A 21295-nucleotide genomic window follows, 5' to 3' on the forward strand; every position below is an offset into this window, starting at 1 on the left:
TTCACCACCCTTGAGTCATTTTCGCCGCCCATACGCCCAACCATACAACCGCTGTAACCAACATAAGCAAAACGACGACAAACCTCGCCCGGAAAACACTAAACAGCATGATCGTATTTTTTAAGTCAATCATCGGCCCGTAGATTAAAAACGCGAGGATCGAAGAAGTGGAAAAAATGTTTCTAAACGAGGCAGCAATGAAGGCATCAGCCTCCGAACATAAAGACAAAAAATAGGCCAACCCCATCATTGTAAGCATCTCACCCGCGTCATTGCCGCCAAACAAAAGGAGCGACTCCGTATGTACATGTGTCTGCATCCAAGCGGCGACACACGCGCCGATCATCAGATACTTTCCTGTATCAAAAAACTCATCAATGGAATGTTTCAGCATTTCTTCGAACCGATAGAACAATGAAGTTTGTGGTTTGCGCCTTTGTACCGGTAAGGAGACAGGTCGCCTCAGCTGATTCGAGGAAAAGAACAGACTAATGCTCCACGCAATCAACAGCGCGGCCGCAAAACCAAGCCCCATTCGCCATCCCGCTATCATAGCATCGTTTCCAAACGCCATATACGTCGATAAGATGACGATGGGATTAATCAGGGGACCGGTTAAGAGAAATCCTACTGCCGCCCCTAACGGCACGCCTTTGCCAACCAGCTTTCGCACGATCGGAACAATCCCACACTCACACGCCGGAAAAAGAGCCCCAACCACACATCCCATCGCAACAGCCTGAAAAGAATGAGCGGGAATCCACCGCCGAATATGCTCCTCCGTTACAAAAATTTGAATGGCCCCTGCCACAATAACACCAATGAGGACAAACGGAAGTGCTTCGATCACCATACTTAAAAAAATAGTCACAAACTGTCGAAACGAGTCTGGAATCTCTGCCGCCCATAACGCCCCGAACCACTGGCTAAACACGATCAAATATGCTGCGACCCCTATAACCACAATCCCCGTCATATCAACTAACACCGAAGAAAACAGGCGTCTCATTCCTCTTCCCCTCCCCCGGCATCCACGTGTTAACACATTTTTTCATCCTAGGCTAAGTCTAGGAACATAAACGAGCCGATATACATCGATTTATTGTATTAAAGCGTAACCGTTCTTATTTACAAACGATATGTCTGACCGCCCGATTACATGTCCACTTTTATACGACAAGTTTTTCTTTCAACTCTTCTTGAAATAGGCTGCTAGGCGGCTTTACCCTCGACTACATACGTGTCGTCCTTTCACTCGGCGATCCGGTAAGCAGGCAATTACCAAACAATCTTAATGAATAGCAAATCAACTTCCCTAAAGACAGAGACAATGCACGAACTATCGCAAGTACATGCCGTTCGTTGTGGACAAAATAATGTTTACATAAATCGCCGTTTATTTCCACTAGCAGTTCTGTGATTAAAGCGCGCTGACAGCGAAAAACCCCGCTTCAGCATGAAGCGAGGCTACTGTAAATTAAACCCTTTCCTCTCCACAAATTCTTTCATATACATCCGGACCGGACGGCTGAGCATGTTGGCCATCTGCCCCGTCCATGTATCGCGGCGACGGCCGTTTGTCCGCTGCTCATAGTAAGCTGACACCGTTTCATTATACCGCTGCAACTGCTCGATGAATCGGCCGCGGTCTTGATCGTATTCATCCTCATGATACACGTGGTCTAACGGCAACCGCGGCTTTGGATCCGGCGTTTGCGCAGGATAGCCGACGGCAAGCCCAAACAGCGGAATGACCCGTTTCGGCACCTTCAACAGTGCACATACGTCCGGCAAGTGGTTGCGCAGCCCGCCGATATAGCAAATGCCAAGCCCCATCGACTCGGCGGCAATGGCGGCGTTTTGCGCGGCCAGCGCCGTGTCAATGAGCGCCACCATAAACTTTTCCGTACTCTCAAGCGATGGAATCACATCTTTTCTTTCAAGCTCCCCGATGAGTTCAAGGCGGTGAAAATCAGCGCAAAAGACAAAGAAATGGCCGTTATGCTCAACATAGGCTTGATTCCCGGCCAGTTCGGCGAGATTCCGCTTTTTCTCCGGATCTTTCACCCCAATGATCGAATACGCTTGAACGTAGCTTGAGGTCGACGCCGCCTGGGCGCATTCAACGATCGTGCGAATTTGTTCATCCGTGAGCGGCCGATCTTCGAAGCGGCGGATCGAACGGTGCTGCAAAATCGTTTCGATAACGGGATTCATCTTGTACACGCTCCCCTGTACAATGAATAGCTTACCATCGATTATTATCATAACAAAAAAGAAAGAGCCAAAAAATGATCGGCTCTTTCCTGACATTACTGTCCAAACCGTCCTTCTTGGTAATCGCGGATCGCTTCGCGGATTTGCTCGGGCGTATTCATGACAAACGGCCCGTAAGCGACGACCGGTTCGTTTACCGGCTCACCGGCGTAAAGAAGGAGACGCAGTTTGTCGCGGGCGGTCACGTTCAGCTCCGTTTCTTCACCGCGGTCGTGGCGGCTTAGCAACAACACTTGCCCGGCTTTTCCTTCCGTGTGATCAGCGCCAAACGTGCCGCTTCCTTCTAAAATATACAAAAAGCCGTTGTAATGGCCCGGCAAGTCTTGCGCGACAGTAACTCCCGGTTCAACAGTCATTTCGACCATCGTCACCGGAACGATGTTTTTCGTCGGCGCCTTCACCCCTTTTGATGAGCCGGAAAAGACGCGAATCGTCGCCCCTTCTTCTTGCCGTACAGGCATATCCTCGGCGCGCAAGTTTTGGTATCGCGGCTCGGTCAGTTTATGCGTGCTCGGCAAATTGACCCATAGCTGAAGGCTGTGCACGGTCGAACCGGGCGCCGGATCTTCCTTATGGACGACGCCGCGGCCGGCGGTCATCCATTGTACATCCCCAGGCCCGAGCGTGCCGTGGCCGGCTTTGCTGTCGAAATGTTCGAGTTCGCCGCTGATCACGTACGTGACCGTCTCAATGCCGCGGTGCGGGTGAACATCAAACGCACCTCGCTGAAAAATATCCTCCATCAACAACAAAAACGGATCATACTCTTGCCAATTCCCGGGCTCGAGCACCGGGCCGCTCTGGTGAATCGGGCTGTTGGCAGTCATTTGCACCGTCTTGATATGGCGAATGTGGCGTTGAACGGCCATAACTTCCCCTCCTCTTTTTTCCATACCGGACACAACCCGGAGAGGGGACAGCCGACCGCCGCCAACTGCCCCCTTCTCCTCCATCGTATCCGATTCCGTCAAAAATAGGCAAATCATCTGCTCAACAACCGGCCGCTGCCCAAGCCGACAAAAACAAAAAACCTGCCGACAATCGGCAGGTTGACGTTCGTATGTAAGATGGCGGAGGAAGAGGGATTCGAACCCCCGCGGGCTGTGACACCCCTAGCGGTTTTCGAAACCGCCCCCTTCAGCCAGACTTGGGTATTCCTCCGTATGAAAATGGAGCCTATCGGATTCGAACCGATGACCTCCTGCGTGCGGGGCAGGCGCTCTCCCAGCTGAGCTAAGGCCCCATAGCAATGATCGGGAAGACAGGATTTGAACCTGCGACCTCACGGACCCGAACCGTGTGCTCTACCAAGCTGAGCTACTTCCCGTTATTTATTTTCCCTTGCGACAATTTATATTTTATATGAACCTCTTAAGAAAGTCAATAATTTTTTATGATTTTTTACGCCCGAGACGGAAATCCATTGCTTTTTCCGCTGCCTGTTGCATAGCCACCGCCCCTTTTTTCCTATACTAAAAACACGGCAGTCGTGCGGCAACATCGAAAAGGGGGCGGTTTCGTGAAACTCATTCCGCCAGCGCGGCGCAAACGGGCTCATTTGTCGCAGTTTACCACAACCCATATCCATTTGCGCCACCCGCTGGTCGTCGCCTTTTTCTCATTTTCGTTTCCCGGATTCGGAAATTTAATGCAGCACCGTTACGCCACGGCTTTTATTTTAATCGTTTGGGAGCTGTTTATCAATACAAAAGCGCACATAAACACAGGTATATTATACTCGCTCCTTGGTGACTTTGAAAGGGCAAAAGCGGTGCTCGATGAACGATGGCTCATGTTTTATGTCGCGATCTACATATACGGCATTTGGGACAGCTATCGCGGCTCGGTCGACATGAATAAGCTGTATTTGCTCGCCGACCGGGAAGATGCGCCGATCCCCCCTATTCGAATAGGGGTTTGGGACATCAATTACTTAGACAAACGCGAACCATGGCTGGCGCTCGCCTGGTCGGTGCTCGCCCCAGGGCTTGGTCATTTATACGTCCATAAAGTGATCACCGGTTTGTTCGTTTTCGCCTTTACGATCATCGTTTCCTATTTGGCTCACTTGCCGGAGGCGATTATTTATACGCTGACCGGCCGGTTTGATGAGGCGGTGCGCACCTTGAATATGCAATGGGCGTTGTATTTGCCGTCTATTTATTCATTCATCTTTTACGATGCGTACGTTTCCGCCGTCGAGTACAACAAACTGTTTGAAAAAGAGTTATCCAACTATTTGCGCCGCCGCTGCCAGCCGAAACAATTCCCGTGGCCGGTTTGATTAGGAGGCTTTTTCATGATTGTCGTCGCCACTTTTGAAAATCATTTGTTCGTTGAGCTGGCGATTTCCGCCCTCCGCCAAAAAGGGATCGCCCCGCACCATCTGTTCGCTGTTCCTCTTGATCGCCGTACAGAGCCACCGCAGCTGCTCGATTCGATCCACCGTGCTGACGGCTTCAGCTCCCTTGATTTAGCGGCGATTTTTGGAACGTGTTTCATGCTGCTTGGTTCGATTTACGGCTATGTGTTAACATGGGGGCCGATCATTTGGGGCATTATCGGGGCGGTGGGCGGCATCGGGTTCGGCCTGTTGTTGAAATGGTGGCTTAACCGAAAAACAGCGCGCCGTCAAACGAACATGCGCGCGGAAATCGTGCTCCTCATCCGCTGTGATGAAACGCAATGGCCAATGATCGAACGGCTGTTATGGGATCATCACGCGCTCGGCCTCGCCGGCATCCGGGATGGGAAGGCAGGCGGCCGCTGACAGCGACGCAAAACAAAAATGCTAGCTTCCAATCGGCGGCCGGCATCGGGGCGGCGGTTCCTAAACAAGCGCCCGCATACGGAAGCGAAATTGCCGAAGATTCGGACACATGAACGCTCGTTGAAACACCCGCAGAGGAATCCCCGCGGGTGTTTGCCTCTCAATACACATCCCTCCGCGTAAAACCAACAAAAGCGACGATGAGGGCGACAAGCCCCCAAACGGTCAGCACCGCCATCGAAAAGCCGAGCGTCATCCCTTCCACCGGCGGCGCCGTTCCTTTAATATAGTCGGTAAGACGCAAATTGACCATAAACAAATATTTCGCCGAATGCCATGACGACACCATATTGGATAAAATGGCGCCGGAAATGAGCGCCGCCAGCATAATGCCCATCACGGCGGCTGTGCTTCGCAAGAGCACGGAAAGCATAAACGTCAACGTGCCGACAACAACGCTGACAAACGCTGCTAAACCGAGCTCAATAAGCACGTACTTCCATTGCGGAATCATATGAACGTTCGTTGTATCGAGATCCTCCCCTTGAGGGACAAATCCGGTCAATAACGGCAGATGAAAGCCGCCGTACCCGAACACAAGACCGGAAATGACATACGACAACACCGCGGTTGTGAACATAATAAACGATACAGACAACAATAGAGCGATGTATTTGCTGAGCAACACTTTCCACCGTTTCACCGGCCGGACGAGAAGCAGCTTGATCGTTCCGGCGCTCGCCTCCGACGAGACGAGATCAGCCGCCACCACCATCACGAGCAGCGGCAAAAACAAATCGATGGCGTTTTCGATAAAAATGCGCATAAACGTCGGAGCACCGGGAGCAGACGGGTTAATATCATGCTCTAAGTAATATTGTTGCTGCTTTAGGCGGATTTGCAAATATTTGCGCCACTCCTCGGACATGCTCGGCGACTGGAGGCGGTTTTGCAAGTCGACGATTTGCTGCTGCAGCTGCGTCCGCCAGTCGGTCGTGCCAAGCCGCTTTTTCAGCTCCTCCGTCTCCCGATATTGGGCGTATGTAAATAAGGCGACGAGCACCGCTACAATGGCGGCGATCACCCATAGCCGCTTTTTTCGGACAATTTTCAGCATTTCATTGTACACGAGCTTACTCAATCGTTTCGCCCCCTGTCAGCTCGATAAACAAATCTTCGAGCGTCGGCAGCCGCGGTTCAATCTCAGCGACCGCCACCCCGGCGTGGACGAGCTTGGCGTTCCAGGCAGCGAGCTTGGCCGGCTCATACGGCGTAACGATCGTCTCCTCGTCCGCCCGCAGCACTTCCGTTTCCTCAGACAGCAGCGCCCGCGCCTTGTCAGCTGGGGCGGCTTTCCAAACAACGCGCGCCTGTTCTTTTAACAGCCGCTCAACTGTCTCGACGGCCAAAAGCCGCCCTTTTGCCATAATGGCAACGCGGTCGCACATGAGCTGAATTTCGCTTAACAGGTGCGATGACACGAGAACGCTCAGCCCTTCCGTTTCTGCCAAAAAGCGAATAAAGGAGCGCATCTCGCGGATGCCCGCTGGATCAAGACCGTTTGTCGGCTCATCTAAAATGAGCACCTTTGGCTTCCCAAGCAGCGCCTGGGCGATGCCAAGCCGCTGCCGCATGCCGAGCGAATATGTGCTCACCCGGTCATGAATGCGCTGCTCAAGCCCAACGAGCTTCGCCACTTCCATGATCCGCTCCACGCCGACTTCGGGCATCATGCGAGCGAAATGTTCAAGGTTTTCCCACCCTGTTAAATACGGGTACATTTCCGGATTTTCGACGATGCAGCCGATATGGCGGATCGCCTTGGTAAACCGGCGATGAAGGTCATACCCGCAAATCGCCACCGTTCCCGACGTCGGCCGAATGAGTCCGACCAGCATGCGGATCGTCGTCGTTTTCCCTGCACCATTCGGTCCTAAAAACCCGAACACTTCCCCTTCGTGCAATTCAAACGAAATGCCTTGAATAATTTCTTTGCCGCGAATCGTTTTTCGCAGCTCTTTGACCGCTAACGTCACCTGTTTCGTCATTGACGATCCTCCTCCGTCAGCGTAATGAGCGAGGCGACACGCTCTCCGATCCGCTTGTACCCTTCCTTATTCGGATGAAAATGGTCGCTATACAAGTAGTCATTGACATGCAAGGCAAATAAATCAAATGTCGGCACAGCGACGACGTTCGGATAACGGGCCGCCGCTTCCGCCGAGGCAAAGTTCCAGTCTCGGACGACGGCTGACGTTCGTTTGGCATCATCTAAATCGCTAAACGGATTGTACAAGCCGATCGCAAAAATAACCGCTTCGCTGTTCAAGCGGCGAAGCAAGGCAAAAATGCGGTCAAGGTTCGCAATATACTGCCGTTTCGCCGCATTCAGCTCTTTCATATTCAACTCAAGCGCTTCTCCGCCCCGAAACAGATCATTGCCGCCGATCGTCATCACCATCAAATCGGCCATGGCGATTTGCCGCTGAATCTCAGGCTGGCCAAGTTGGCGAAGCAGCCCGTCGGAGCGCAGTCCGCGAATCGCCAAGTTCGTGACGCGAATCGGTTCATCCGTCCGTTTTCGAAGCTCATCGACCATATAGCCGACATACCCTTTGCCGCTTTCATCGCCCGTCCCCCGCGTCAACGAGTCGCCTAAAGCGACAATGTCAATCTCCTCATCGCGCTCCTTTATTTCGTTGGCTGGCGGCTGCTTTTGCTCGACCGGCGGCTTCGCGGCCGTAAAAAACTGGTCTTGCACCGCCAGGGCGAGACCGCCGAGCCAAAGCACCGCAGACAGCGCCGCAACAGCTATCACAAGCGCCACAATGCTAGGTGTAGGTCGCATGCAATCACCTCACTTCATTCGTTTTGCCGCTGCCTTTCGCCATCGGTTTCGACATCATTGGTTTGATCCGACCGCCGACGTTTTATTCGCCAACGCTTTGGATTCCAGTACTTCTTCAGCTTCGCCGCCGCTTCCTTTCCAACCAACCATGCTCCGGCCCAAAACAAAATTTCGGCCATCACAACAGCGATCGTCACCGCCAGTACCTTGGCGGAAGCGGAAAGCGGCAAAAACGGAGCGATCGGCGGAACGATCCAAACAACGAATGAGGCGATGATCAGTCCGACACCAACGCGCTGCCTGGCGGACGGCTTTTGTTTCACTCTTTCGCCCCCTTTTGCTGACGAACGCTTTTCCAAAGAAAGACGCTCGCTTATTTCCACTCTAACATATCATCATCGTTTTCCAAAAAGATTCGCTTGACCTCCGATTTGCGGCGAAGTTAAGGGCTGACCCAAAAGGTCGTCTTTCTTCAAGATAGGCACAACATATAGCGTAAAAAAAGAAGGTGATGCGTATATAGATAAAAGAGGATGTCCCGATCCTTTGGGGACACCCTCTAGCCGAACCGGCTAAGTTCATTGCCTGATCACCGCTGTTTCTGCCAATAGTCGATCATCCCCATCGCACACACTTGCAAGTCGAGCTCAATCGCCGCATAGGCTGGCGAAGAGGACGAGACGCCGTGTTCGTTGAGAAACGCCATGATGTCATGACGCAACCGTTGCGCGGCCGCTTTCGCCTGTTCGGCCACCGGCGCCTCAGGATGGCGGGCGATCGCTTCGTTTCCGGCCGCAACAAACTTCGGCAGCCAAAAACGGAGCTGCCGGAACGCCTCCTTCGGTTGATCGAGCGCGCCAAAATGACCGAAATAGATGCGCGTCGGGTTCAGCTGCTCGAGCCGCTCGGCCGATCGTTCCATCGCTTCAGGGTCAAACTGGTTGGGCGAAGTCGACGGCAGGCAAAACGCAAGCCCCGCCTCTTGCAGCTGCGGATAAAAAACACCGATCGTATCGCCGGTAAACACACCGCCGCTGTATGAATCATAAATCGAAAAATGGTGGTTCGCATGCCCCGGCGTATCGTAAAACGTGAGCGTCCGCTCCGCACTCAGCACAAGCGTCTCCCCATCCTCTTTGACGATCAGTCTCTCTTCCGGAACCGGAACAATCGGATCAAAGAGGGCGTCAAATTGCGCCCCGTACACCGCCTTCGCTCCAGCGATCAAACGCGACGGATCAGCCAAATGCCGCTTCCCTTTCGGATGAACGACAACCGTGGCGTTCGGGCAATGCTCGAGCAGCATCCCAACTCCGCCGGCATGGTCCAAATGAATATGGGTGACAATGATATAGCGAATATCGGCCGGATCAATCTGAAGCGCTTTCAACCCAGCGAGCAAATGCGGCACCGACGGGCTTGGGCCCGTTTCAATAATCGCCACGTTTTCTTCATGAAGCACGTATGTACCGGTGCGCTGCGGCATGCGCAAGTCGTATAAATCGATGAGCGACATGCGGTGGCCTAAATCGATTGGTTGACTCATTTGTTCCTCTCCCCCTTGTTCTTGTTCCCACGCTTTCTTTCCCTCGCGGACACGAAACGCGGTTTATGTTCCATATTGTAACACGAAAAGGGCCGAGCAGCTACATCGGTGAATGGCCGGCAAACGGAAAGGCGCTTTGTTTGCGCCCTTCTTTTCGGCCAGCCGCCTCTCCTATTATGAAGCCAACTCCCCGCGTGCCGCCTTTTCTTTCCTTCCGTTCTTCACCGCCATCCATACCGCTGCCGCCCAACCGAGCATAATCAAACCGTATGCCGCTGGGTAAATCGCTGCCGGCGCCTCCCAAGCGTGAAGGAGCGTGCGGACGTTCGTCAAAATGATGAGCCCGCCAACGAGCACCCCAAGCAAATGGGACGGCAACTTGCGCACGAGCCAGGCAGCAATCGGTGCAGCAACGATCCCGCCGGCCATAAGCGTCAGCACCCAATACCAGTTGACTTGCTCCCAGCCAAGGGAAATCGCAAATCCTAATGTCGCCGACAGCGCGATGGCGAATTCGGACGTATCGACGGTGCCGATGACTTTGCGTGCTTCGGTGCCTTTATTCGCCAACAACACCGGCGTGGCGATCGGCCCCCAGCCTCCGCCGCCGGTCGCATCAAGGAACCCAGCCGCTAATCCAAGTGGGATGAGCTGCCTGTTTGACCATTGTTTTTGCGGTTTGGACAACGAACGGCCGTTTAAAAACAAAAACCGATAAATAATATAGAAGCCAAGCGTTAACAAAAACAACGAGATGTACGGTTTAATCAAATCCCCTGGCAACTTGCTTAAAAAGCACGCCCCAACAAACGCACCGACTGACCCGGGAATAATCAACTTGATCACCATGCCGCGGTCGACGTTGCCAAATTTCCAATGGGACACCCCAGACGCCGCAGTCGTCACGACTTCCGCGAGATGAACGGATGCTGAGGCGACAGCCGGGGCGATGCCGAACGTCAATAAGAGTGTCGTCGATGTGACTCCATACGCCATTCCGAGCGATCCATCAATGAGCTGGGCGATAAAGCCAACGAACACAAACACAATCCACTTTTTCACCTTTCTCCCTCCATTTGCAACGTTTGAATGGATAGCTGATGTATTTAATTTAATTCCCACTATTCATAGTTGTCAACTATGAATTTTTAAAAATAAAAAAATTCGCCCATTCCCTTGTCGTTCGTGTCTATGGCGTGCGAAAAATGCGCAAGTTTTGCCGCGGCGCGATCACTGACCGATGTTTTTTATGAAACAAGCTTCGTTCGCCGCCTGGACAGGAAAATTGCCGCTTGCAAACCGATGATTGTCATACAAAGAAGTTTGATAGAGAAAAGGCGCCCTGAACTGCAGAGCGCCCTTTGTTTGCCCTATTAAAACTTCCCTTGATATTGTTCGATTTCCCACGTATGAACCGCCGTGCGATAATTGTTCCATTCCTCTTTTTTCATCGCCACGTATTCATTGAATACATGCTCGCCAAGCGTCGCACGGCCGATTTCACCGCCTTCGAATGCCGCGATGGCAGCGCCTAAGTTTTCCGGCAAGTTGTCGATGCCAAGTTCGACGCGGCGTTCTTCTGGCATATGGAAAATGTCTTCATCGATCGCTGCTGGAGGCGTTAAGCCTTTTTCCACACCATCAAGGCCTGCTGCCGCGATAATGGCGTATGCCAAGTACGGATTGGCCGACGGATCCGGGCAGCGCAGCTCGACGCGCGTTGCCATGCCGCGCTTCGCCGGGATGCGGATGAGCGCCGAACGGTTGGAAGCCGACCATGCGATGTAGCAAGGCGCTTCATATCCTGGCACAAGCCGCTTATACGAATTGACGAGCGGGTTTGTCACCGCAGCAAAGTTTTTCACGTTTTTCAACAAGCCGGCGATAAACTGGTACGCTGTTTCCGACAGCTGGTTCGCGTCGTTTGGATCAAAAAACGCATTTTCCCCATCTTTAAACAAAGAAATGTTCACATGCATCCCCGAACCGTTGATGCCGAACACCGGCTTCGGCATAAATGTCGCGTGAAGGCCGAATTTGCCGGCGATCGTTTTGACGACCCATTTGTATGTCGTCGCGTTGTCCGCCGCGCCGAGCGCATCCGCATATTTGAAGTTGATTTCGTGCTGTCCTTCCGCCACTTCATGGTGCGATGCTTCAATCGTAAAGCCCATCGCTTTTAAGGCGCGGTAAATTTCGAGACGAACGCGTTCACCCAAGTCTTTCGGGGACGGTTCAAAATACCCGCCGTTATCATGGAGTTCAAGTGTCGGGTTGCCATTTTCATCGGCTTTGAACAAGAAAAATTCAAGCTCCGGACCGACCGAAATCGTGTATCCTTTTTCTGCTGCCCGCTCAACCGTTTTTTTCAGCACGTTGCGCGGATCGCCTTCAAACGGCGTGCCGTCCGGGTTAGCGACCGAGCAGAGGAAGCGCGCTTCCGCATAGCCCTCTTCGACCGTCCACGGCAACACTGCAAACGTATTTAAATCTGGAACAAGGTACAAGTCGGAACGATTGATCGGCGAAAACCCTTTGATCGACGAACCGTCGAACATGATTTTCCCTGCGACGACGTCATCGAGCTGTTCGGCCGTCACCGTTACATGCTTTAAAATTCCTTCAATGTCAACGAACTGCAAATGGAGAAGCTCAACGTTTTTTTGTTTGATCGTTTCTTTAATTTGTTCCAACAACCCCGTTTGTGTAGAGGAAACGAACGATTTCGACATGTCACATTACCTCACATTCGTACGTTTATTTTCCTAACATGCTTTTATTATAGAAAAAGAGCAGCCGTTTGGCAACCCTTTTTTCATCAATTTTTCTGTATTTTTATAACGTTTTTTTGCAATCGCTTTCAAAAATAGGAGAGAAAAATGGATATTTATGCAAAAAATAAACAGCTTGGGGAACGCTCGTTTCCCTCAAGCTGTTCTTAGTCACTCGCTATCGATGTTACATTTTCTCCTCACGCCGCCGCCATGATCCGGACGGAATGGGCGGCAAGCCGGCCGCTTTTTCCGGCGGATAAACGTACACATACCCTTCAACCGGCTGATAGACATCCCGAACCCATACCCGATCGTATTCATTGTCGTCCCGCCCTTCCGCATAGTCTTCAAGCTCATCCATCGCTTTGAGCCCCTCTTCCGTCACCGTCAGCCATTCCCCTTCCACTTCCCCTTCTTCTCCGAGCACAAGCGCGGGGTACGAGCCGACGTTGTATAAACGGCCGCTTACTTTCCCTGGGCATGCGGCGAGAACGTACGGGGCGGCGACATGATGGTTGTCCTCGCCGGTCAGCAACGTTCCATACACAAACACCCGATATCGTCGTTTTGCCATCTCCTCGCTCTCCTTTTTGTTTACATAATGCAAATTATGAAAACTCAAAGGATGAAACAAAAACAATGGAAGCCCTGCCTCTCATCCATCCTTGCCGCTCCGAAGCGGCGCCAGTGTGAATTTGTCTAGCGATTGACGGCAGCAAAAAAGCCGTGCCAGGCTGCACTCGCGAAGCAACGGCACGGCGGTGACGATTTCTTGACGAACGAATGACGCTTTTTTCATCATACGTGTTTGATCAGGAAATGTCAATCATTTTTACGACGTTGGCTTCCACTTAATGCTGCAGCCGATGCTCGGCTTTTGGTCTTCCGGCACCGGACGACCCGCCAGCAAGGCGTCAAGCGCCGCGCGAATCGACTCTCCGGTGACCGGAATGCCGTTGTTTGGGCGCGAATCGTCAAGCTGGCCGCGATAGACGCACTTCCGTTCGCGGTCAAAAATGTAAAAATCCGGGGTGCAGGCGGCGTCGTATGCTTTCGCCACTTCCTGCGTCTCATCGTATAAGTACGGGAACGGATAGCCGAGCTCTTCGGCCACCTTTTTCATGTTTTCCGGGGAGTCTTCCGGATATTGTTCGGCGTCGTTGGCGTTGATCGCGACAAACGACACCCCTTTTGGCATGTAGTCGTTCGCTAAGCGGACGAGTTCGTGCTGTACATGTTTCACAAACGGACAATGGTTGCAAATAAACATAATGACGGTCGCGACGTCTGATTTTACATCGTCAAGACGGACAAGTCGACCATCGACGGCGTTCGTGAGAGCAAACGGCGGCGCCTGTTTGCCGAGCGGAAACATGTTCGATTCAACAGCTGGCATCATGAACACCCTTTCTCTCCTTTTTTTCTTCCTCATTATACCAAAGGGCAGACGCCCCTACAAATATGCCGCCCAAACCGAACAAACAGGCGCCGCATATGATGCCACATAGGCGAATGGAAAGGAGGTTTTTATGACATTGATTTACATGAACAAGCAAGTGAATCCCCGTGTATACAGCGCGGCTCCTCCCCCATCCTCACACGTCATGTTCTATCACCGCCGAACGGCCGCAGACGAACTGCTCGACGAGCAAAAACAGTTATTTGAACAGCTGGCAGAAACGCTCGCCCGGATCGGGCAGGCAGTGGAAGAGGGGCAAATGAAACAGGCGCAACAGTGCGAGCAGACAGCTGGCGCCTTCGCCCTCCTTGAACAATCGCTTGTCGCCGGACAGACGGAACAGACAAAGCTTGGCGGGCAGCTCGTTCAGGCGCTCGCTGATCTCAGGCAGACGGTGACAGCGGGGCAAGCGGAGCAAACAAAGCTCTATCAGGAGCTTGCCGAAGCACTCGCTCGCCTTGAGCAATCACTCCTCACCCAGCAGCAAACAGAAAGCGAGCGGCAGCGTGCATGGGAAGAACAATTTGCAAAAGAAGAAACAGCGCGCCAAGCCGTCATTGAAGCGTTGACCGTGCAAAGCGAAGCGGTGCGCCGGCTCGAACAGCGGACAGCCGAGCGGGAACAGCTGGCCGAAGGGATGGCCGTCCGCCTTGAAGGGCAAGAAAAACTGTACCAAAAGCTGATCGACCAGCTCGAGCTGCAGCATGTCTTTCACCAGACGGTGATCGAACGGCTCGAAGCGCAAGAAGCAGCGCAATACAAAATCACCCGTCAGCTCGACAGCTTAAAAGAGGCGCTGTACGAACGGTGTTCGTTTATCGTTGACGGCGTGAAGCAGCTGTTTCATTCTTTCTTCCCCGGGCGCAGTCAAAAAGCCAATCGTCAAACGGCCGAACAGGAAGAGTCGCTCCACGTTTAGGCTTAGCGGTCGACCGCAAGCAGGCCGCCTATTAGGCTCCTTCCTTGCCCAATCCGCCGCCGAAAACGGCGGACTATTTTTTGGCCTCGCCGCGAGACTAGGCAAATCAATGGACAAAACGGAGCCAAACCGAGCATAATAAAACTACCTATTTTTCACCTTGAACAAAGAGGAGGAACGATGATGGCGCTCGAGCTCAGCGTCCTTGACCAATCGCCGATCGCCGAAGGCATGACGGCGGAAACGGCGCTTGAAAACACCGTCCGGCTCGCCCAATTTGTCGAAGAGCTCGGCTATCAGCGGTTTTGGGTGTCCGAGCATCATGACACGAACAGCCTCGCCGGCTCATCCCCGGAAGTGCTGCTCGGCCATATCGGGGCGAAAACGTCGCGCATCCGCATCGGCTCCGGCGGCGTGATGCTGCCGCATTACAGCCCTTATAAGGTAGCGGAAAATTTCCACGTACTTGCCGGACTCCACGCCGGCCGTGTTGATTTAGGCATCGGGCGGGCGCCCGGCGGCATGCCGCGGGCGACGATCGCCCTGCAAGGCGACAGGCGCCGACCGGTCGACCGTTATCCGGAGCAAATCGATGACTTGCTCGGCTACTTGTATGACACCCTTCCGTCGGTGCATCCGCTTTATGGGGTGAAAGCGACGCCGATCGTCCAATCGCCGCCTGATGTATGGCTGCTCGGCTCGAGCTCGGAAACGGCCAAGCTGGCAGCGGATAAAGGGTTGCCGTACGTGTTCGCCCAATTTATTAACGGCGAAGGCGGCGAACAATATGCAAAACTGTATCGTGACCGATTTACCCCATCTCCGTATTTGGCCGAGCCGCGCGCGATGGTCGCCGTGTTTGCGATTTGCGCCGAGACCGATGAAAAAGCAGAATGGATTGCTGGCAGCCTCGACTTGACGCTGCTGATGATCGAGCAAGGGATGGCGGTGAACGGCACGCCAAGCCCAGAAAAAGCCGCGGCGTATCCGTACAGCCCGTACGAGCGCAAACGGGTCGTGGACAACCGGAAACGAATGATCGTCGGCAGCCCGGCGCGCGTCAAAGATGAACTATACCGGCTGTGCGAAGCATATGAAACGGAAGAGATCATGCTCGTTACGATTACATACGATTTCCATGACAAGCTCACCTCATTCCGGCTGATCGCCGAGGCGGTATGGGGGTGAACAAATGCAAATCGTTTCCATTAACGTCGGAAAGCCGAAAACAATAGAGGTAAATGGCCAGCTGCTAGTGACCGGCATTGACAAAACGCCAGTCGCCGGACCGGTCGCTGTCGGCAAACAAAACTTAGCCGGGGACGGGCAAGCGGATCTTGTCCATCACGGCGGGGAAGACAAAGCCATTTGCGCCTATCCATCAGAACATTTCGCCTATTGGGAACAGAAATATGCCCGTCCATTTCCCCCAAGCTCGTTTGGAGAAAACTGGACGCTCTCTGGACTGACCGAAGAAAATGCATGCCTTGGCGACATTTATGCCGCCGGCACGGCGCTCGTGCAAGTGTCGCAGCCGCGCCAACCATGTTCGAAACTCGCACTTCGCCACCGGCTTCCGGATTTGCCGAAAGCCGTCTGTCAAACGGGAAAAAGCGGATTTTATTTTCGGGTGCTGAAAGAAGGCATCGTCGAGCCGGAAGCCCCGCTGATCCTCATTGAGCGCGGCCCTGGGGAGTTATCGATCGCCTATATAAACCACATTTACTATCATGAGCGGGACAACATCGCAGCCCTAGAACAAATCGCCCATCACCCAGCCCTATCAACGAGCTGGCGCGAAGCGTTTCTTCACCGCCTCACCAACCAGAGGAAACGGTAAACCATTAAGATAACATCGTTCGCCTATTTAGCGTAACTTGCGAAGGATCACCAATCACAAAACAGGCGCCCCTGTTTGAACGGCACTCCTGCATGCTTTGCAGCACTCCGTTCGCCTGTCGGGGCGCCTTTTTCTCTTCTCGCTACGCTTGCTGCACAACGCGCTCCCAATAACGGCGATACAAATGGAAATAAAAGCCTTTCGCCGCCAACAACTCTTCGTGCGTTCCTTGTTCAATCACCTTTCCTTCGTTCAACACGAGAATGCGGTCAGCATGTTGAATCGTATTCAGCCGATGGGCGATGACAAAACATGTCCGGCCATCCATCAGCCGCGCGAGCGCTTCTTGAATGCGCACTTCCGTCACCGTATCGATATTGCTCGTCGCTTCATCCAAAATCAATACGGACGGGGCAGCGACCATCGCCCGGGCGATGGCCAACAGCTGCCGCTGTCCTTGGCTGATCCCCCCACCGCCCGACGTCAAAACGGTGTCATAGCCGTTTGGCAGCTTCATAATAAAAGAATGGGCGTTCGCCCTCCGCGCCGCTTCCTCCACTTCTTCATCGGTCGCCTCAAGCCGCCCGTAGCGAATGTTGTCGCGAATCGTTCCTGAAAACAAAAACGTATCTTGGAGCACAAACGCCATATGCCGGCGCAAGCTCGCCCGCCTGATCGTCCGGCTGTCGCGGCCATCGATGAAAATCGCCCCCGCATCCGGATCATAAAAGCGGGTTAACAGCTGAAGCACCGTCGTTTTGCCCGCTCCAGTCGGACCGACGAGCGCGACGGTTTCCCCAGGGGAAACGGAAAAGGTGACGCCGCGAAGCGCGGGGCGCTGCTTGTCGTATGAAAACACCACATCGCGAAACTCGATATGCCCATCGAGCCGATCAAGCACTTCCGCTTCCTGTTCATCTTCTGCTTCGCGTGGGGTATCCAACATTTCCAACACCCGCTCCGCGCCGGCTAATGCGGACAGCAGCGTGTTCCATTGGTTGGCCAAATCGTTGAGCGGGCGGGTAAACTGGCGGGCGTATTCGGCAAATACAACGATCGTTCCGACTGACACGGCGCCTTTCACCGCGAGCCATCCACCGATGCCGGCAATAAGAGCGAAACTCAAGTTGTTTAAAAAGTTCATCAGCTTCGGAATGAAGCCGGAATACGTTTGCGCCCAAAACCCGGCTTGTTTCAGCTCGGCGTTTTTGCGCGCCACCTCCGCTTCCATCCGCTTCTCTTGAGAAAACAGCTTCACGACTTTTTGGCCGGAGATGACCTCTTCAATAAAGCCGTTCATCTCGCCAAGCGCGCGCTGCTGTTCGCGAAAGCGCGCCTGCGTCCGGCGCGTAATCCAGCGCATCCCGGCGTACATGAGCGGCACAACGACGAGCGTTACGCCTGTCAACACGATGCTAAGTGAAACCATCACTGCCATCGCGCCGATCAGCGTCAACGTGCTGGCGATCACTTGGGTGACGGTGCTGTTAAACGTTTGGCTCATGTTATCGATGTCGTTTGTAATCCGGCTCATCAATTCGCCTTGCTGGCGGCGGTCAAAAAAAGAAATCGGCAGCTCATGAAAATGGCGAAACAGCCGCTCTCTGATTGCATGCACCGTCCGTTGGGCGACATCGACCATCCAATAGTTTTGCAAAAACGTCGCCGCGCCAAGGGCGGCATAAATGGCAAGAAGCAAAAGCAGCATCAGCACGAAACCGTCCGTCTTCCGCCCGACAATATACCCGTCAATCATCCGGCCGATCATGTACGGGCCGGCAAGCGCCAACGCCGAGCTGGTGACGACCATCGCGACCGCTGCGAACAGCTTCCGTTTTTGCGGGGCGATAAATGCCCAAAGCCGCCGCAATGTGCCTGCGCTGTTTTTTGCCCGCTGACCTGTCTCAAGGCGCGCTCCGTGGTGGCTATGCCGTAGTGACATTGCTTTGTCCCTTCTTTCCTTGCTGCGTAGCGACAATCCGTCGATACAGTTCGCTTGTTTCCAGCAATTGTTTATGGGTTCCTTGGCCAATTAAGCGGCCGTCTTCCAAAAGCAAAATCGTATCAGCCGCCATCGCCGTGCTCACCTTTTGCGTCACCATCACCGTCGTGCACGCATACCGACGCAATGCATCGAGCAGCTTCGCTTCTGTCGCCGCATCGAGCGCGCTCGTGCTGTCATCCAAAAGCAAAATGTGCGGATCGCCGACCAATGCGCGGGCGATCGACAGCCGCTGCTTTTGCCCGCCTGATAAATTGACGCCTTTTTGACCTACGAGGGCGTCATACCCATCGGGAAACTTGGCGATCGTTTCGTGGATTTGTGCATCGCCCGCCGCCCGCATCATCTCTTCCGCCGTCGCCGCCGGATGGCCGAAGCGAAGGTTATCGGCGATCGTGCCGGAGAATAACAGCACTTCCTGCGGAACGAAACGGACGGCCGCCCGCAGCTGCCCTGACGAGAATGCGCGCACATCGATGCCGTCAATCAACACCCGCCCGGCGCTTGGCTCATACAAGCGGGGAATCAATTGAAGAAGCGTCGATTTCCCGGATCCGGTCGCCCCCAAAATCGCCGCCGTTTCTTGCGGACGGATGACAAATGATACGTCGGAAAGGGCGTCATGCCCGCTGTTTGGATAGCGGAACGAAACGTGCTCAAACCGGATTTCGCCGCGCCGGACAGTCAGTCCGTTCATCCCGCCCGCTCCGTTTCGCTCTTTCGGCTCATCAAGCAGTTCGGCAAGGCGGGCAGCTGAAGCGCGCGCCCGTGACAACGCCATCGTAATGAACGTAAACATCGATAACGCCGCTGTCGCCCGCGTCGCATAGTTGACAACCGCAACGACCTGTCCGGCGCTCGCCGTCCCCGCCTCGACATCGAGGCGGCCAAAAAACAGCACCGCGACGATGGCCGCGTTCATGACAAACAATAATCCCGGCGCGATCGTCTCGACGAGACGGAGCACGCTCATCGTCTGCCGCATCAGCGCATCGTTTGCCGCTGCAAACCGCTCTTGTTCATATTCGCCCCGCATCCATGCCTTAATGAGGCGCATGCCGGCCAAGTTTTCCCGCATCACGCTGTTGACGCGGTCTAACGCCCGCTGGACGGCGGAAAACGATGACACTGCCTTTTTCATCACCCACAATAAAAAAGCGGTCGAAAGCGGAACAGCTACTGCCAAAATAAGCGCTAAACGGGAATGAACGACAAACGCCATGCCGACGCCAAAGACGACGAGCAGCGGCGCACGCAAGGCGATGCGCAAACTCATAAACAGCATGCTTTGCACTTGTGTTACGTCGTTTGTCATCCGGGTAATGAGCGAAGCCGCCGACAGCTGTTCAATGCGCGCTAACGAAAACGACTGAATTTTAGCAAATAGCGCCGTGCGCAGCGCAAAGCCGTATTCCTGTCCAACGTAAGCAGCGGCAAACGAATTGGCGATGCCGGCGGCAAACGCCAACAGCGAGGCGCCAAGCATGACGGCGCCCCACGTAAAAATGGCGGTAACATCCCCTTTGATCACGCCATCATCAATGATTTTTCCCATCAACAGCGGCTGCCAAAGTTCAATCGCCAGCTCTGTCAACATCAACAGCCACGCTAAGGCCATCCATTTCCGGTACGGCCGCAAATAAACAAGCACTCGCCGCACGCTGCGCCCCCCTCTCCTGTTCCGACCTTGGCGCCAGGCCGCCCGCTGCCTCTATTCCTAGTTTTATTCTAAACTCGAAACATTTTTTTGACAATGATGGCGCCTTTCCGAACCCGTTTGCCATGTGAACAAAAAAACCCCGAACGGACGGTCATGGCCGCTCAGGGTCTTGCAGCGCCAACATTCTCGCTGCCAGTCAACGGTTGCCCAACGGCGGCTGCAAACCGACCGCGGGCATCTTTTTTGTCACAGCGCCGTTCCAACGAGGGTGGTTTTACGGCCGGCATTGCCGCCATGCCGAATAGAGCTCCTCTTGGCCGACTGAATCCGGTAAGCGCAGCGGGGGGAGCGACAGCAGCTGCTGCTCATCGGCAACGATTGGCAATAGCCGGTCAAGCTTGGCAATGAGCAAAATCTTTTCTAGCACAGCATTATCCCGGACGATTATGGCCATGGCCCGGCTAGTGCTGACCACTTGCTTGAAAAAGCGGACAAGAAGCGCCAACCCGGTGCTGTCCAAAAATTGGAGGCCGCTGACATCGATCAAAACAAGGCGGCGTTTGACGGCAACTGCCGCCATCGCCAGCTTTTGTTCCGCGGCAAGCTGTGTATCATAAGCGAGCCGCCCGGTCAGCTTAATACACTCGTATGCAGACTCCGTAACCATTTCAAGTTCAAACGACAACCGATGCTGTTTCATCATATCCCCCTATCGTTGACCAGCCATGCCCCGCCCCCGCTGCCCGCGTTCACCGAGACGCCGGCTAAAACGGTCTATGTTGCGCCCTTTGCATTTTCATCACCAGCACCCGCCGCCCGCCTGCCCGCTCCACTAAAGCCGTCGCGTCCATAATTTCATGAATAAGCAATAGTCCGCGCCCCGATTCAGCGAGAAGCACATCGGCGAGCGTTTTTCCGCCGAGTTGTTCCATCGTTTCCTGTGGGATGCCGCCGCCGTCATCCTCGACCGCCACCGTCACTTCATCGTCTGTCATGGAAAAAGCCAACGAAACGACCCCCTCTTCCAATCCCGCCTGCCGGACGGCTTTGACGGCATTAACTACCGCCTCATGCACCGCCAGCACAAACAATTCGGCATCGCGGACAGCAAATAACCAGGCGGCTTGCTCTGCGATCAGATCGCAAAATGCAATCGCCTCCTCGCTCGCCTCGCAGCGCACCATCCACTCGGCTATCAAG

21 protein-coding genes and 3 tRNA genes are annotated in these 21295 nt (G+C 53.9%); 5 read left to right on the top strand and 19 right to left on the bottom strand.

Annotation, left to right across the window (positions count from 1 at the left end; translation table 11 throughout):
• Position 1: 1 nt before the first annotated feature.
• The 6 genes from IC803_RS08625 to IC803_RS08650 form a co-directional block, all read right to left on the bottom strand.
• On the bottom strand, positions 2–1009 hold the full coding sequence (locus IC803_RS08625; protein ID WP_081207448.1) for a permease: 1008 nt from the start codon (positions 1007–1009) through the stop codon (positions 2–4).
• A 458-nt stretch (positions 1010–1467) separates the two neighbouring features.
• On the bottom strand, positions 1468–2217 hold the full coding sequence (nfsA, locus tag IC803_RS08630; protein WP_081207449.1) for an oxygen-insensitive NADPH nitroreductase: 750 nt from the start codon (positions 2215–2217) through the stop codon (positions 1468–1470).
• A gap of 95 nt (positions 2218–2312) precedes the next feature.
• On the bottom strand, positions 2313–3146 hold the full coding sequence (locus IC803_RS08635) for a pirin family protein (RefSeq protein ID WP_081207450.1): 834 nt from the start codon (positions 3144–3146) through the stop codon (positions 2313–2315).
• A 199-nt stretch (positions 3147–3345) separates the two neighbouring features.
• Positions 3346–3438: transfer RNA gene (locus tag IC803_RS08640), tRNA-Ser, on the bottom strand.
• A gap of 9 nt (positions 3439–3447) precedes the next feature.
• A tRNA-Ala gene (locus IC803_RS08645) sits at positions 3448–3520 on the bottom strand.
• Positions 3521–3530: 10 nt separating this feature from the next.
• Positions 3531–3604: transfer RNA gene (locus IC803_RS08650), tRNA-Pro, on the bottom strand.
• A gap of 192 nt (positions 3605–3796) precedes the next feature.
• Here IC803_RS08650 and IC803_RS08655 point away from each other — a divergent pair.
• Together IC803_RS08655 and IC803_RS08660 are read left to right on the top strand one after the other, a co-directional pair.
• Positions 3797–4561, top strand: a complete 765-nt coding sequence (locus tag IC803_RS08655) for a hypothetical protein (RefSeq protein ID WP_081207451.1) — start codon at positions 3797–3799, stop codon at positions 4559–4561.
• A gap of 15 nt (positions 4562–4576) precedes the next feature.
• A complete protein-coding gene (locus IC803_RS08660; protein ID WP_081207452.1) occupies positions 4577–5047 on the top strand; it encodes a hypothetical protein in 471 nt (156 codons plus the stop codon).
• A 160-nt stretch (positions 5048–5207) separates the two neighbouring features.
• Here the strand turns inward: IC803_RS08660 and IC803_RS08665 are convergent, their stop codons facing one another.
• The 9 genes from IC803_RS08665 to IC803_RS08705 all read right to left on the bottom strand — a co-directional run bounded on the left by IC803_RS08665 (position 5208) and on the right by IC803_RS08705 (position 13611).
• Positions 5208–6188, bottom strand: a complete 981-nt coding sequence (locus tag IC803_RS08665) for an ABC transporter permease (protein ID WP_081207453.1) — start codon at positions 6186–6188, stop codon at positions 5208–5210.
• Positions 6181–7095, bottom strand: coding sequence for an ABC transporter ATP-binding protein (locus tag IC803_RS08670; protein WP_081207454.1), 915 nt, complete (start codon positions 7093–7095; stop codon positions 6181–6183). The genes IC803_RS08665 and IC803_RS08670 overlap by 8 nt, the downstream gene beginning before the upstream one ends.
• Positions 7092–7895, bottom strand: coding sequence for an SGNH/GDSL hydrolase family protein (locus IC803_RS08675; RefSeq protein WP_081207455.1), 804 nt, complete (start codon positions 7893–7895; stop codon positions 7092–7094). Before IC803_RS08675 ends, IC803_RS08670 begins: the two co-directional genes overlap by 4 nt.
• A 14-nt stretch (positions 7896–7909) precedes the next feature.
• On the bottom strand, positions 7910–8218 hold the full coding sequence (locus IC803_RS08680; RefSeq protein WP_081207456.1) for a transporter suffix domain-containing protein: 309 nt from the start codon (positions 8216–8218) through the stop codon (positions 7910–7912).
• 266 nt (positions 8219–8484) lie between these two features.
• The gene (locus IC803_RS08685) at positions 8485–9441 is read right to left on the bottom strand and encodes an MBL fold metallo-hydrolase (RefSeq protein ID WP_081207457.1); all 957 of its coding nucleotides are present in this window, start codon (positions 9439–9441) and stop codon (positions 8485–8487) included.
• Between the two features lie 174 nt (positions 9442–9615).
• Entirely contained in the window at positions 9616–10503 is an 888-nt protein-coding gene (locus IC803_RS08690; protein WP_081207458.1) for a sulfite exporter TauE/SafE family protein, read from the bottom strand.
• Positions 10504–10814: 311 nt separating this feature from the next.
• A complete protein-coding gene (glnA, locus tag IC803_RS08695) occupies positions 10815–12173 on the bottom strand; it encodes a type I glutamate--ammonia ligase (RefSeq protein WP_081207459.1) in 1359 nt (452 codons plus the stop codon).
• Between the two features lie 226 nt (positions 12174–12399).
• Entirely contained in the window at positions 12400–12789 is a 390-nt protein-coding gene (locus IC803_RS08700; RefSeq protein WP_081207460.1) for a gamma-glutamylcyclotransferase family protein, read from the bottom strand.
• A gap of 258 nt (positions 12790–13047) precedes the next feature.
• A complete protein-coding gene (locus IC803_RS08705) occupies positions 13048–13611 on the bottom strand; it encodes a thioredoxin family protein (RefSeq protein ID WP_081207592.1) in 564 nt (187 codons plus the stop codon).
• Between the two features lie 139 nt (positions 13612–13750).
• On the opposite strand from IC803_RS08705, the gene IC803_RS08710 reads away from it, so the two are divergent.
• The 3 genes from IC803_RS08710 to IC803_RS08720 all read left to right on the top strand — a co-directional run bounded on the left by IC803_RS08710 (position 13751) and on the right by IC803_RS08720 (position 16433).
• Complete coding sequence (locus IC803_RS08710) at positions 13751–14593, top strand: coiled-coil domain-containing protein (RefSeq protein ID WP_081207593.1); 843 nt, start codon at positions 13751–13753, stop codon at positions 14591–14593.
• 183 nt (positions 14594–14776) lie between these two features.
• Positions 14777–15781 carry an LLM class flavin-dependent oxidoreductase gene (locus IC803_RS08715; RefSeq protein WP_081207461.1) on the top strand — a complete coding sequence of 335 codons (1005 nt, stop codon included), beginning with the start codon at positions 14777–14779 and terminating at the stop codon, positions 15779–15781.
• A 4-nt stretch (positions 15782–15785) separates the two neighbouring features.
• Positions 15786–16433 (top strand): MOSC domain-containing protein, encoded by a 648-nt coding sequence (locus IC803_RS08720; protein WP_081207462.1) that lies wholly within the window; start codon positions 15786–15788, stop codon positions 16431–16433.
• Positions 16434–16575: 142 nt separating this feature from the next.
• On the opposite strand, the gene IC803_RS08725 is transcribed toward IC803_RS08720, so the two are convergent.
• The 4 genes from IC803_RS08725 to IC803_RS08740 form a co-directional block, all read right to left on the bottom strand.
• Positions 16576–18375: an ABC transporter ATP-binding protein gene (locus IC803_RS08725; protein ID WP_081207463.1), complete on the bottom strand. Its 1800-nt coding sequence runs from the start codon at positions 18373–18375 to the stop codon at positions 16576–16578.
• Positions 18359–20095: an ABC transporter ATP-binding protein gene (locus IC803_RS08730; protein WP_081207464.1), complete on the bottom strand. Its 1737-nt coding sequence runs from the start codon at positions 20093–20095 to the stop codon at positions 18359–18361. The genes IC803_RS08725 and IC803_RS08730 overlap by 17 nt, the downstream gene beginning before the upstream one ends.
• Before the next feature lie 274 nt (positions 20096–20369).
• Positions 20370–20795: an STAS domain-containing protein gene (locus IC803_RS08735; RefSeq protein WP_081207465.1), complete on the bottom strand. Its 426-nt coding sequence runs from the start codon at positions 20793–20795 to the stop codon at positions 20370–20372.
• A gap of 64 nt (positions 20796–20859) precedes the next feature.
• Positions 20860–21294, bottom strand: coding sequence for an ATP-binding protein (locus IC803_RS08740; protein WP_081207466.1), 435 nt, complete (start codon positions 21292–21294; stop codon positions 20860–20862).
• Position 21295 lies beyond the last annotated feature (1 nt).

Source organism: Geobacillus sp. 46C-IIa (genome assembly GCF_014679505.1).
GTDB lineage: Bacteria > Bacillota > Bacilli > Bacillales > Anoxybacillaceae > Geobacillus.